The sequence below is a fragment of the Collimonas fungivorans genome (assembly GCF_028292705.1).
Lineage (GTDB): Bacteria > Pseudomonadota > Gammaproteobacteria > Burkholderiales > Burkholderiaceae_D > Collimonas > Collimonas fungivorans_B.
In genome coordinates, this window is record NZ_JAQGLV010000119.1 from 1 (window position 1) to 12762 (window position 12762).

13 protein-coding genes are annotated in these 12762 nt (G+C 59.4%); 8 read left to right on the forward strand and 5 right to left on the reverse strand.

The window, feature by feature from the left end:
• The coding region (gene icd, locus JWQ61_RS05745) for an NADP-dependent isocitrate dehydrogenase (protein ID WP_304359680.1) at positions 1 to 1220 on the reverse strand (1220 nt) is incomplete at its 3' end.
• Between the two features lie 191 nt (positions 1221 to 1411).
• Here icd and JWQ61_RS05750 point away from each other — a divergent pair.
• From JWQ61_RS05750 to JWQ61_RS05760, 3 genes are all read left to right on the forward strand, one after another.
• Positions 1412 to 1981, forward strand: coding sequence for a pseudouridine synthase (locus JWQ61_RS05750; RefSeq protein WP_041742244.1), 570 nt, complete (start codon positions 1412 to 1414; stop codon positions 1979 to 1981).
• A gap of 134 nt (positions 1982 to 2115) precedes the next feature.
• Entirely contained in the window at positions 2116 to 2340 is a 225-nt protein-coding gene (locus JWQ61_RS05755; RefSeq protein WP_081466571.1) for a hypothetical protein, read from the forward strand.
• Between the two features lie 140 nt (positions 2341 to 2480).
• Positions 2481 to 2942 carry a DUF192 domain-containing protein gene (locus tag JWQ61_RS05760; RefSeq protein ID WP_304359681.1) on the forward strand — a complete coding sequence of 154 codons (462 nt, stop codon included), beginning with the start codon at positions 2481 to 2483 and terminating at the stop codon, positions 2940 to 2942.
• 145 nt (positions 2943 to 3087) lie between these two features.
• Here the strand turns inward: JWQ61_RS05760 and rpsT are convergent, their stop codons facing one another.
• The gene (rpsT, locus tag JWQ61_RS05765; protein ID WP_014007248.1) at positions 3088 to 3357 is read right to left on the reverse strand and encodes a 30S ribosomal protein S20; all 270 of its coding nucleotides are present in this window, start codon (positions 3355 to 3357) and stop codon (positions 3088 to 3090) included.
• Between the two features lie 329 nt (positions 3358 to 3686).
• Between rpsT and murJ the strand changes: the two genes are divergently transcribed.
• Both murJ and JWQ61_RS05775 read left to right on the forward strand, forming a co-directional pair.
• Positions 3687 to 5237, forward strand: a complete 1551-nt coding sequence (gene murJ, locus JWQ61_RS05770; protein ID WP_304359682.1) for a murein biosynthesis integral membrane protein MurJ — start codon at positions 3687 to 3689, stop codon at positions 5235 to 5237.
• Positions 5238 to 5278: 41 nt separating this feature from the next.
• Positions 5279 to 6130 (forward strand): SirB1 family protein, encoded by an 852-nt coding sequence (locus JWQ61_RS05775; protein WP_120234886.1) that lies wholly within the window; start codon positions 5279 to 5281, stop codon positions 6128 to 6130.
• Between the two features lie 4 nt (positions 6131 to 6134).
• Here JWQ61_RS05775 and JWQ61_RS05780 read toward each other — a convergent pair whose 3' ends face one another.
• Together JWQ61_RS05780 and JWQ61_RS05785 are read right to left on the reverse strand one after the other, a co-directional pair.
• Entirely contained in the window at positions 6135 to 6704 is a 570-nt protein-coding gene (locus JWQ61_RS05780) for a GNAT family N-acetyltransferase (RefSeq protein WP_304359683.1), read from the reverse strand.
• Positions 6705 to 6766: 62 nt separating this feature from the next.
• Positions 6767 to 8662 carry an ATP-binding cassette domain-containing protein gene (locus JWQ61_RS05785; protein WP_304359684.1) on the reverse strand — a complete coding sequence of 632 codons (1896 nt, stop codon included), beginning with the start codon at positions 8660 to 8662 and terminating at the stop codon, positions 6767 to 6769.
• A gap of 412 nt (positions 8663 to 9074) precedes the next feature.
• On the opposite strand from JWQ61_RS05785, the gene JWQ61_RS05790 reads away from it, so the two are divergent.
• Positions 9075 to 9839 (forward strand): MHYT domain-containing protein, encoded by a 765-nt coding sequence (locus tag JWQ61_RS05790; protein ID WP_304359685.1) that lies wholly within the window; start codon positions 9075 to 9077, stop codon positions 9837 to 9839.
• Positions 9840 to 9846: 7 nt separating this feature from the next.
• On the opposite strand, the gene JWQ61_RS05795 is transcribed toward JWQ61_RS05790, so the two are convergent.
• Positions 9847 to 10863: a hypothetical protein gene (locus tag JWQ61_RS05795; RefSeq protein WP_304359686.1), complete on the reverse strand. Its 1017-nt coding sequence runs from the start codon at positions 10861 to 10863 to the stop codon at positions 9847 to 9849.
• 169 nt (positions 10864 to 11032) lie between these two features.
• Between JWQ61_RS05795 and JWQ61_RS05800 the strand changes: the two genes are divergently transcribed.
• Positions 11033 to 11656: a TetR/AcrR family transcriptional regulator gene (locus tag JWQ61_RS05800; protein ID WP_304359687.1), complete on the forward strand. Its 624-nt coding sequence runs from the start codon at positions 11033 to 11035 to the stop codon at positions 11654 to 11656.
• A 48-nt stretch (positions 11657 to 11704) separates the two neighbouring features.
• The coding region (locus JWQ61_RS05805; protein WP_304359688.1) for an MFS transporter at positions 11705 to 12762 on the forward strand (1058 nt) is incomplete at its 3' end.

Genomic DNA, 12762 nt, shown 5'->3' on the forward strand with positions numbered 1-12762 from the left:
GAGCAGGAAACCTGGGTTGCGCCTTCCATCAGGCGCGCAAAGTCGTAGGTGACCTTTTTCGAGGTAATCGACTTTTGCATCGATTCGATGATCAGGTCGGCAGCTTCGATCCAGCCCATGTGGCGCAGCATCATTTCCGCCGACAGGATCAGCGAACCCGGGTTGACGTAGTCCTTGCCTGCATATTTAGGCGCGGTGCCGTGGGTTGCTTCGAACATGGCGACCGAATCCGACAGGTTGGCGCCCGGCGCGATGCCGATGCCGCCGACTTGCGCCGCCAGCGCGTCGGAAATGTAGTCGCCGTTCAGGTTCAGGGTGGCGATCACGCTGTATTCGTTCGGACGCAGCAGGATTTGTTGCAGGAATGCATCAGCGATCGAATCCTTGACGATGATTTCGCGGCCGGTCTTCGGGTTCTTGAATTTCGCCCATGGACCGCCGTCGATCAGCTCGGCGCCGAATTCCTTTTGCGCCAGCGCATACGCCCAGTCACGGAAGCCACCTTCGGTGAACTTCATGATGTTGCCCTTGTGGACAATGGTGACGGACGGCTTGTCGTTGTCGATCGCATACTGGATCGCCTTGCGCACCAGGCGCTCGGTGCCTTCGCGCGAAACCGGCTTGACGCCGATGCCGGAAGTGTCCGGGAAGCGGATCTTCTTGACGCCCATTTCCTTGATCAGGAACTCGATCAGTTTCTTGGCGCCGTCGCTGCCTTCTTGCCATTCGATGCCGGCGTAGATGTCTTCCGAGTTTTCGCGGAAAATCACCATGTCGGTCTTTTCAGGCTCACGCACCGGCGAAGGCACGCCCTTGAAATAACGCACCGGGCGCAGGCAGACGTACAGGTCCAGTTCCTGGCGCAGGGCCACGTTGAGGGAACGGATGCCGCCGCCGACTGGCGTGGTCAGCGGGCCTTTGATCGACACGACGTAATCCTTGATCGCTGCCAGGGTCTCTTCCGGCAGCCAGACGTCAGGACCGTATACCTTGGTCGACTTTTCGCCGGCGAACACTTCCATCCAGCTGATCTTGCGCTTGCCTGCATATGCCTTGGACACAGCGGCGTCCACAACCTTGATCATGACCGGGCTGATATCCACGCCGGTGCCATCGCCTTCGATGTAAGGAATGATTGGATTGTCAGGGACGTTGATCGAAAAATCGGCGTTGACGGTGATTTTTTTGCCTTCGGCAGGCACTTTGATATGTTGGGACATCTGTGTATCTCCGGAGTTGAGGAGGTAAAAGTGACTAGTGCAGTCTGATTTGAAACACGGTTGGTCTTATATAAGACATAAGACAAGCATTCCATATTATGCACTAGTATTTTACTAGACGCTATGTTTTTGCGACACCGGCGCTGCGCTTCCGCCGTGCCTCACCCATGGCGAAGCACTATACTAGCGCCATGTCTCTGATTCTATTCAACAAACCATTTCAAGTGATGTGCCAGTTTTCAGCGCATCCCGGCCGCCCTACGCTCGCCGACTATATCAAGATCCCCGATATCTATCCGGCCGGACGCCTTGATGCCGATAGTGAAGGATTATTGTTACTCACCGATGACGGCCAGCTGCAGCACAACATCAGCCATCCGGCAGTGAAGCAGCCCAAGACTTACATGGCCCAGGTCGAAGGCGTGCCGACCGAGGTTTTGCTGGAGCGCTTGCGGCACGGCGTCGATCTCGGCGATTTCCGCAGCAAACCTTGCCAGGCGCGCCAAATTGAAGAACCGGACTGGCTGTGGCCGCGCGATCCGCCGATACGCCAGCGCCAGGACAAACCCACCAGCTGGCTGGCGCTGACCCTGACCGAAGGCAAGAACCGCCAAGTGCGGCGCATGACGGCGGCGGTAGGATTGCCGACCTTGCGCCTGGTGCGGGTGGCGATCGGCCAGGTGTCGCTGCAAAGCCATCCGCTGTGGCCGGGCGAGTCGCTGGCGATCGATCCGGCGGATCTGGTCACCCTGAGAAAGTAGCAGTTGATACAAATTGATGCATGTTTCCGGTCTTTTTAAAAATCGGTGTCAACCATACGTTTCCGGAGGTCGTTAATTGCAGTGATTCAAGTGAATCATCGATTGATTAACTCGCTAACTGAATGGATTTGAAAATGAAAAAACTGATCGCTGTTCTGATTGCCGGCCTGTTCGCTTCTTCCGTTTTCGCTGCCGACGCAGCTCCTGCTGCTCCAGCAGCACCTGCTGCCGCCGCTGCTGAAGCTTCGGCGCCTGCTGCAAAGAAGGCTACACACAAAGTCAAGAAAGCCAAGAAAACTGCAAAAGCCAAAGCTGCAAAAGCTGAAGCCCCAGCAGCTGACGCTCCTGCTGCCAAGTAATTCCAGCATCAGCTTCAACAAGAAAGGCAGGCGCGTCCTGCCTTTTTTTACGTCCTGAAACAATTAATATCCGCCGCCCGTACCCCTCCGGCGATTTACCTCTCTGTATAATCTCCCGATCCTAAAGGAGCTTTATCGATATGAGAAAAATTCGCGCCGCCTACCTTGCAGCCACCGCTGCCTGCCTCGCAAGCCTTGCTGTCGCCGCATTGCCGGCAACGGCCCAGAACATCCAGCAGCTCCCGGCCACCTCCCTGAATATCGGCATCCACGTGATCAAGGCCGAAGTGGCGCGCAGCGAAGATCAGCGCGAACAAGGGCTGATGTTCCGCAAGAAAATGGGCGCCAACGAGGGCATGGTGTTTGTATTCGAAACCCCTGCGGGCATCTGCATGTGGATGAAGAACACCCTGATTCCGCTGTCGGTGGCATTCATCGACGCCAAGGGCGCGATCCTGAATGTCGAGGAAATGAAGGCGCAGACGCTGGATTCCCATTGCGCCCAGGGCGCGGCGTCTTATGCACTGGAGATGAACAAGGGCTGGTTCAAGGACAAGAACATCAAGCCGGGCACCGTGATCCAAGGTTTGCCGCAACTGTGAACACCTCCGGCGGCGGCCTGAACAGCCATCACCGGACGATCAAGACAAAACAGAAAAACCCTGCATAACGCACGTTATGCAGGGTTTTTCTTAAAGCATCAACAACTCAACAACAAACGCCAGCCGGAGCTGACGCTGCTATTTATTAAGCAGCCGACAGTGCTTTCAGAGCAGCGTTAAGACGGCTCTTATGGCGTGCAGCCTTGTTCTTGTGGATGATTTTCTTGTCCGCGATACGATCGATAGTCGATACGGAAGTTTGCAGGACCAGCGCTGCTGCAGCCTTGTCGCCGCCAGTGATTGCCTTGCGGGCAGCTTTGATCGCTGTGCGCAGGGTCGAACGCTGACTGGAGTTGTGCAGGTTTTGCTGAACTGCTTGACGAGCACGCTTACGTGCTTGTGCGGTATTTGCCATTTATATTTCCTAAAACGAGGTCGGGAATGCGAGGTAAGAAATGCTTACGCGGCAAACCAGACCGCGGCGCAGAATTCTGTAAAGCCACGGATTATAACCAGTTTTTGAAGAACAGGCAAATCCCCTCTTGCTTTGGAAGCAATTCTGTCGCAAGAAAGCACAGTTTCCGGGATGGCAACATTATATCATGCTTGCCGCGGGAACGTTCCAGCCCGGACTTTATCACAGTCAGTGTTTGCCGGCAGTCAACGAAACCGGCTCGAATTCCCGCTTTTCCACCTCCTGAGAAAGCTGCGGCAGGCGATCTGCTCCAGCTATAATGCCGCTCCATGAACTTGCATAAAACGCTTGCCACCGTCTCTGGCATGACCATGGTGTCGCGTGTGACGGGCCTGATTCGCGAAATCCTGTACGCGCGCGCATTCGGCGCCGACGGCTACACCGATGCTTTCGCTATCGCTTTCCGTATTCCCAACCTGTTGCGCCGGCTGTTTGCCGAAGGCGCTTTTTCCCAAGCTTTCGTGCCCATCCTGGGCGAATACAAGAACCAGAAAGGCGAGGCAGCGACCAAACAGCTGGTCGACCACGTCGCCACCGTGCTGACCTGGGCCATGTTGTTTACCTGCATCGTCGGCATCCTGGCCACCCCGGTGCTGGTGTATTTCATCGCCACCGGCCTGAAAGACAATAAGGAAGTATTCGACGCCTCGGTCTTCATGACCCGCATCATGTTTCCCTACATCGGCTTCATGTCTTTTGTGGCGCTGGCCGGCGGCATCCTGAATACCTGGCATGAATTCAAGATCCCGGCCTTCACTTCAGTGCTGCTCAACCTGGCTTTCATCGTTGCCTCGCTGTTCGTTGCGCCGTATATGGAACATCCCATCTATGCGATGGCGTTTGCGGTGCTGGTCGGCGGCGTGCTGCAGGTGGCGATCCAGGTGCCGGCGCTGCTCAAGGTAGGCATGCTGCCGCGGATCGCGCTCAATCCCATGATCGGCTTGCGCGACCTGGGCGTGCAGCGGGTCCTGAAAAAAATGGGGCCGGCGGTGTTTGCGGTATCGGCCGCCCAGCTCAGCCTGCTGATCAACACCAACATCGCCTCGCGCCTGGGGCATGGCAGCGTTTCCCTGCTGACATATGGCGACCGCCTGATGGAGTTTCCTACGGCGTTGCTGGGCGTGGCCCTCGGCACCATCCTGTTGCCCAGCCTGTCGAAAGCCAATGCCGACAAAGACCACGGTGAATATTCGTCGCTGCTGGACTGGGGCTTGCGCCTCACCTTCCTGCTGGCGCTGCCGTCCGCGGTCGGCCTGGCAACCTTGTCAGTACCGCTGACGGCAACCTTGTTCCAACATGGCAAATTCGATGCGGCCTCGGTCGCTGTCACCAGCCAGGTGCTGATTGCCTACGGCGTCGGCTTGATCGGCCTGATCGTGGTGAAAATCCTGGCGCCCGGCTTTTACGCCAAGCAAGATATCCGGACCCCGGTCAAGATCGCGGTCGGTGTATTGATCGCAACACAATTGATGAACTACCTGTTCGTACCGGTATTTGCAGTGGCCGGCCTGGCCCTGTCGATCAGCGTCGGCGCCTGCCTGAACGCCGGCTTCCTGCTGTGGAGCCTGATGCGGCGCGGCATCTACAAGCCGGAAAGCGGCTGGATCCGCTATTTCATGCGCCTGCTCGGCGCCCTGTTCCTGATGGCAGGCGTGGCGCTGTGGTGCGGCCAGCAGTTCGACTGGACCGGTCCGCACACCAGTTCCCTGGCGCGCATCGCCGCCCTGTGCGCGGTGCTGGCGGCCTGCGGCATTACTTACTTTGGAGCACTATTGGCGATGGGGTTCCGATTCAGCGATTTCAAGCGGATTGCTCGTTAAACTGGATCGCGCTAGGGAAAATAGTTTGCTAGGATAGAGTCATGACGATTACATCTCTTGACTACTTTACTTCGCTGGTGCAGCAGGCCAACGATGTTCCTTTGTTCGAGGCAGCCCTGGCGATTGCGCAGGATGTCTATCCCAAGCTGGATTTCGATGCGCCGCAGAATGACCTGGACCGGCTGGCCAATACCTTGCGCCTGCGCCTGCCGGCGGACGCCTCGGCGATCCAGAAGCTGCGCCTGCTGAACCAGTTCTTCTACCAGGAGCTGGGATTCGCGATCAACGTCAATCATTATTACGACACCGACAACAGCTACCTGCACCGGGTGATAGCCAAACGGCGCGGCATCCCGATTTCGCTGGCGCTGGTCTACATGGAACTGGCGCAGCAGATCGGCTTGCCGGTCAAAGGCGTGTCTTTCCCCGGCCATTTCCTGATGAAGCTGACCGTGCCCTCGGGCGACATCATGATCGATCCGGCCAACGGCGCCAGCCTGTCGCGCGAAGAACTGGAAGAACGGCTGGAGCCTTACCTGCCGACCGAAAACGATGAAGAAAGAGCGGCCAGCCGGCTATCGCTGATCAGTTACCTGCAGATCGCCCACCCGCACGACATCCTGGTGCGCATATTGCGCAACCTGAAAGCTATCTACCAGCAAAGCAATCATTGGCAACGGCTGCTGGAAGTGCAGCAGCGGATCCTGATCCTGCTGCCGGGCGACGCCGTCGAACGGCGCGACCGCGGACTGGCGTTCGCGCAGCTGGATTGCCCGCAAGCGGCGTTGGAAGACCTGGAACATTACCTGGCGCAGCGGCCGCTGGCCGCCGATGCAGCGACCTTGCGCGAGCAGGTGGTCGAACTGCGCGAGGCTTGCAAACGCTTGAATTAAGCAGTTAGTCGCGGTTGGCCGCAGGCCATTCACTGCGCAGCAGCGACAGCATCTGCATGTCGTGATAGCGGCCGCCCCAGTAGCCGACCTGACGCATCTGCCCTTCGTCGACAAAACCCAGCTGGCGCAGCAGCTTGAGCGAACCCAGGTTGTCGGGATGGACCATGGCCTCGATGCGGTTAAGCGCCATCTCGGCGAAACCCCAGGTCATGACGGCGGTCAGCGTCTCGCGCATGAAACCCTGCTTCTGGACATGCGTTGAGAGTTCGTAGCCGATCATGCATTTGCGCCAGTTCCGGTCCCAGCGGAACAAGCCGCACGATCCCAGCAACTGATTGTTTTCCCTGGCCTGGATGCCCCAGCGGGTGCCTGGATTTTCATCCAGGCGGAAACTGGCGAAACGCTTGATCAAACCTTGCGCCGCCGCCAGGTCCGGCAAGGGATCCACGCCAAACCAGCGCATCAGCTCAGGATCGCCGTGCATGGCGAGTATCTGCTCTGCATCGCGCTCGACGATCTCGCGCAGCAGCAGGCGTTCGGTCTGGATGACGGGGAAAGCCGGGGTTTCGCTCATTGCTTAGCTATGTCCTTCAATGAAAAATTACGTAGATCCGGAGGACGAAGCCTTCTCCTTTTTTACCCCTTGCTGCGCGCCTCGATCACTTCCCACTTCTCCAGGCTCTCCAGCAGCAGGCCGTCGATCTCGGCGAAGCGGTCGTTGAGGCGCTTCACTTCGTCCGGCTTCTGCTTGTACAGGTCGGGATCGGCCAGCTGGCTGGAAATGGCTTTCTGTTCCGTTTCCAGCTTGGCGATCAGCAGCGGCAGTTCTTTCAGCTCCTGCTGTTCCTTGTAACTGAGCTTTTTCTGCTTGGCGACCGGCTCTGCCTTGGCTTCCACCTTGGTTTCGCCCTTGGCCTTGGCGATCACGGCCGACTGGCTCGGGCGCACGCGCTCCCAGTCGGTGTAGCCGCCAACATACTCGCGCCACATGCCGTCGCCCTCGGCAGCGATCACCTGGGTCACCACATTGTCGAGGAAAGTACGGTCATGGCTGACCAGGAACACCGTGCCGCTATAGTCTTCCAGCAGTTCTTCCAGCAGTTCCAGGGTATCGATATCGAGGTCGTTGGTCGGTTCATCCAGCACCAGCACGTTGGCCGGCTTGGCGAACAGGCGCGCCAGCAGCAGGCGGTTGCGCTCGCCGCCGGACAGCGACTTGACCGGCGAACGCGCCCGTTCCGGCGCGAACAGGAAATCGTTCAGGTAAGTCATCACGTGCTTGCGCTGGCCGTTGATCTCGACCCAGTCGCTGCCCGGCGCGATGGTGTCGGCCAGACTGGCCTCTTCGTTCAGCTGCGCGCGCATCTGGTCGAAATACGCGATCTGCAATTTGGTGCCCTGCTTGACCGTGCCGCTGTCGGGCTGGTCCTGGCCCAGGATCAGTTTCAGCAAGGTGGTCTTGCCGGCGCCGTTCTGGCCGATCAGGCCGACCTTGTCGCCGCGCATGATGGTGGCGGTGAAATTATTCACGATGACCTTGTCGCCGAACGCCTTGTTGACATCGGTCAGCTCGGCCACGATCTTGCCGGAACGCTCGCCCGAAGACACATCCAGCTTGACCTGGCCCTGCTGGTCGCGTCGCGCGCTGCGCGCCAGGCGCAGAGATTCCAGGCGGCGGACGCGGCCTTCGTCGCGGGTGCGGCGTGCCTGCACGCCTTTGCGGATCCAGATTTCTTCCTGCGCCAGGAATTTGTCGAACTTGGCGTTTTCGACTTCTTCGATTTCCAGCTGTTCGGCCTTGCGCACCTGGTAAGCAGTGAAATTGCCCGGGAAGGACAAGATGCGGCCGCGGTCCAGTTCGATGATGCGGGTGGCGACGTTGTCCAGGAAACTGCGGTCATGGGTGATGAACAGCACGCTGCCCTTGTAGTCGCGCAGCAAACCCTCGAGCCACATGATGGAGCTGAAATCCAGGTGGTTGGTCGGCTCGTCGAGCAGCAAGACGTCGGGCGCGCTGACCAGGGCGCATGCCAGCGCGACGCGCTTTTGCATACCGCCCGAGAGCTGGCCCATCAGCATGTCTTTATCCAGGTTGAGGCGGTCCAGCGTGGTCTCGACCTTGTTGGTCAGGCTCCAGGCGTCGGCAGCGTCGAGCTTGCTCTGGATCTCGTGCATGCGCTCCATGATGGCGTCGTCGTTGTCGCCGCCGAACTGGCCGGTCAGCGCATCGTATTCATTCAGCAATGCCTGCATCTCGCCCATGCCGGACGCCACCGCGTCGAACACCGACATCTCGGATTCGAAATGCGGTTCCTGGTCGACATAGGCGATCTTGATGCCTTGCTGCATCACCATCAGGCCGTCGTCCAGCCTGGACACGCCGGCGATGGTTTTCAGCAGCGACGACTTGCCGGTGCCGTTGCGGCCGATCAGGCCGACCCGCTCTCCCGAGTCCAGGGAAAATTCCGCGCGGTCCAGCAGCGCAACGTGACCGAATGCGAGTTGCGCATTGGTGATAGAGATGACAGCCATAATTTGGATAAAACCAGAAAAAGAAAGATCTGCAGCAGCGCAACAGCGGCTTTGTGCAGTCGATTGGATGAATGAACCGCACATTGTACCTATACTCGCGCCGCCTGGCCGTACATTTGTCGCGGCCCGTTCTGCACTGAACCTGCGTCGGACCTGCCCGAGGCTTGGCGGCCAGCCTCCCGCCAGTGGTGATTTTGACCAGTCAGCCGCCGCTACAAAATATTTCTGGAAATGTATTGCTGTATAGAAATTTTAGCTCTATATTATTTCCACATGGAAATACTTATCCACAAGATGGGCACATGCCATGGCGTAACTTATCTGACCTGATTTTCATAATAACATTGTTGCAAAAACAAGGGTAAAAGCGCCTCGCTTTTGCCTCACACATTCATACGACAGGGAGAAAGCCGTGGATCCATTGCTAGGCCAATTATTGGCGCCGAAATATGACGCAGCGCTGGTTTTGCTGTCATACATGATCTCTTTCTGGGGGGCGCTGCTGGCCCTGCAATGCGCCAAATCCATGTTTCGCAAGGACGGCACGCTAGACCTCGGCATGACCATCTGCGCCGCCGCTTCGCTGGGCGGCATCGGCATCTGGTCGATGCACTTCCTGGCCATGCAGGCGTATCGCCTGACCGTGCCGATCGCCTACGATGTCGTGCTGACCGCGGCCTCGCTGGCGGCGGCGATCGTGATTTCCGGCATCGCGCTCTACCTGGCCGGCAGCCACGGCAAATTCAAGGTATCCGGCTGGCTGGCCGGCAGCCTGCTGGCCGGCGTCGGCGTGTGCGTGATGCACTACATGGGCATGTATGCGATGAACCTGCGCGCCACCATGCTGCTCAACCCGACCATCGTCGTGATCTCGATCGTCATCGCCATCGCCGCCGCCTCCGCCGCGCTATGGCTGGCGTTCAACCTGACCCGGCTGCTGCACCGCGTGATCGCGGCGCTGGTGATGGCGCTGGCGGTGTGCAGCATGCACTACGTCGGCATGTATGCCGCCAACATGATCTGCACCAGCAACGCGCCGTTGATCCCGCTCAAGATCGGCGGCAACTATCTCGACGTGTCGGTCTACGCCGTCGCCGGCTTGCTGTCGCTATGCATTTTCTGGGTGGTACTGGGGCGCAGCATGGATGAAAACAAGCTGGTCGAGACGCTGCGCTGAACAAGCATTAGAGGTCGAAGCCTTTCATGATGCCGATCGTCATCAGGTCGGCATCATTCTTGTTCCTGAAAGTGACCACCCGGCCGAAACTGGCGAAGCCGCGGAGCTGATGGCCCAGGTCGCGCCCGACCTGCAGGCTGATCAGGCCGTTGACTTTCCAGTCGTTCGAATCGCGTTTATTGACCGCCAGATAAGGCCCGGCGCCGGCGCTGATATCCCAGTGCTCGGCGACAGGCTGCACATACCAGCCCTGCGCGGCGATCCCGTGCCGGTTCACGCGCACGCCGTCGTCGCCTTCTTCAATCGCAGACACCGAAGCGGCCCAGGGGCCATAATATTTTTTCGCTTCCATCGCATAACTCAGGCGCTTGCCGGGCCCCGACTGGTTGGTCTGGGCAAAACCGCCCAGCGCCGCCAGCCACAAGCCATGCTGTCCGTCCGCATCAGGCGGACTCACATGGGCCGCGCCGAAATCCTTGCCGAGGCCGACCAGGAAAGCATCCGAGGAAGGCGCGCCGGGCGTCAGCACGTGGTTGTACGCCAGCCGGAGACTGAGGCCGGGCGAATACTGGTCGAGGCGCGCCAGCAGCGCCACGGAAACCAGGCCGCCCAGGCGCGCATCGTCTTTTTCCGTGCCGTTGACGGTGGTCCGGTTCATGCTGAAATACGGACCGGCGCCTACTTCAAGGTCAAAGCTGGGACGTAAATTTTGGCGATAAACCATCTGCATGGCGTAACCGTCGCGGTGATTGTTGTCGGGATGGCCTTCGTTGTAATACACATAGTCAAGCCGGGTGCTGGCACCTGCCGGCAGATGCCCGCCGGCCGCCAGCCCGAACAGGTCGAGAGCCGGCCCGAAGCGGATTTCCGCCGCGCGCCAGCGCATCGGCTTCTGGCCGTCCATGCTAGTGCCGTACAGGATGCCGTTGCCAAGTGCAGCCGAGGCGTAGCTGTTGTCGCCCGCCGGCGCCAGCGGCGGCATGGCGTCATCGGCCTGGGTGAAGGGATGCCAGCAAAGAAACATGGATGCCAGCGCAACATTCCTAATTACTCTGCTTTTCCTAGACATGGCAGCCTCCGTTATCAATGAGATATTGTTTTACGGCTTGCTCAAGCTTGTCTGTGTGTGACCAATAAATAACGATATTGTTTCAGTCCTTGACTTAGGGAACAAACGTTTCCATAATCAATAAATGTCAAATTCCCTGTCAGATCCAGTCAGTGTTTCCCGCGGCCGTGGCAGGCCGCGCGAGTTCGATATGGACCAGGCGCTCGACAAGGCAGTGCGCGTATTCAGCGAGCGCGGCTATCACGCCACCACGGTGTGCGACCTGACGCAAGCCATGCAGCTCGCCTCGGGCAGCGTCTACAAGGCGTTCAAGGACAAAAAGAGTGTCTTCCTGGCAGCGCTCGACCGTTACAAGACCGTGCGCGATACGCAACTGCGGGCAGTGATCAGTGCGGGTGCGACAGGAAAGGAACAGGTGCGCCTGGCGCTGGCGTTTTATGCCGAAGCATCGCACGGCGCCGGCGGTCTCGAGGGTTGCATGGTGGTCGGCAGCGCGGCAGAACTGGCTACCTTTGACCCGGATGTCGCACAGTGGGTGACTGCCGCACTGACCCGCAACGAAGTATTGATCGGTGCACTGATCCGGCAAGGCCAGCAAGACGGCTCGATTCCGCCGCATATAGATAGCGCAGCAACCGCCCGCTTGATGCTGTGCCTGATCCAGGGCATGCGCGTGGTCGGCAAGACCGGCCGCACCCGGGATGAGATGAGCGTGCTGGCAGATATCGCCATGAAGGTGCTCGCCTGATTTTTTTGCCAATTTAGGAAACGTTTATTCCCTTTTTAAGGATCACCCATGACCACATTTACCGCTAGCGCCGAGACCAGAACCGAACCGTCAGCCTCGGCCTGGATGATGCTCCTGCTGGCATTCGCCTGCGGGCTGATTGCCGCCAACCTGTATTACGCCCAGCCCCTGGCCGGACCGATAGGCGTAGCGCTGGGCCTGTCGCCCGGCGCCACCGGACTGATCGTCACCCTGACCCAGATCGGCTACGGCATCGGATTGCTGTTCATCGTGCCGCTCGGCGACCTGCTCGAGACACGCCGCCTGGTGCTGACCCTGATCGGCCTCGCTACCCTGGCGCTGCTGGCAGCCGCATTGTCGACGCATCCGCTACCCTTCTTCGCCGCCACGCTGTGCATCGGCCTCGCCTCGGTTGCGGTGCAGGTGCTGGTGCCGTATGCCGCGCACCTGGTGCCGGAAGCGGAACGCGGCCGCGCCGTCGGCAGTGTCGTCAGCGGCCTGATGCTCGGCATCATGCTGGCGCGCCCGGTCTCCAGTTTCATCGCCCAGTTTGCATCGTGGCACACGGTGTTTTTCATCTCGGCCGCAGCGATGGCGCTGCTGGCGCTCATGCTCAGGCTGGCCTTGCCGCGGCGTGAACCGGTATCGACCATTTCCTATGGCAAGCTGCTGGCCTCCATGGTCGACCTTATGCGCAACACACCGGTGCTGCGGCGGCGCGCGTTCTATCAGGCCTGCATGTTTGCCGCCTTCAGCCTGTTCTGGACCACCACCCCGCTGCTGCTGGCGGGACCTGAGTTCCGGCTGTCGCAGGGAGGCATTGCACTGTTCGCCCTGGCGGGCGTGGCCGGCGCCATCGCCTCGCCCATCGCCGGCCGTTTCGCCGATCGCGGCTGGACCAAGGCCGCGACTGCATTCGCGATGCTGGCCGTCGCCGGCGCCTTCCTCATCACCCACATCGGCGCCTACGGCTCGCCGCTCGCACTGGGCTTGCTGGTTGCCGCCGGCATCCTGCTCGATTTTGGCGCCACCACCAACCTGGTGCTGGGGCAGCGCGCCATCTTTGTATTGGGGGCCGAATATCGGAGCCGCCTCAATGGCCTCTA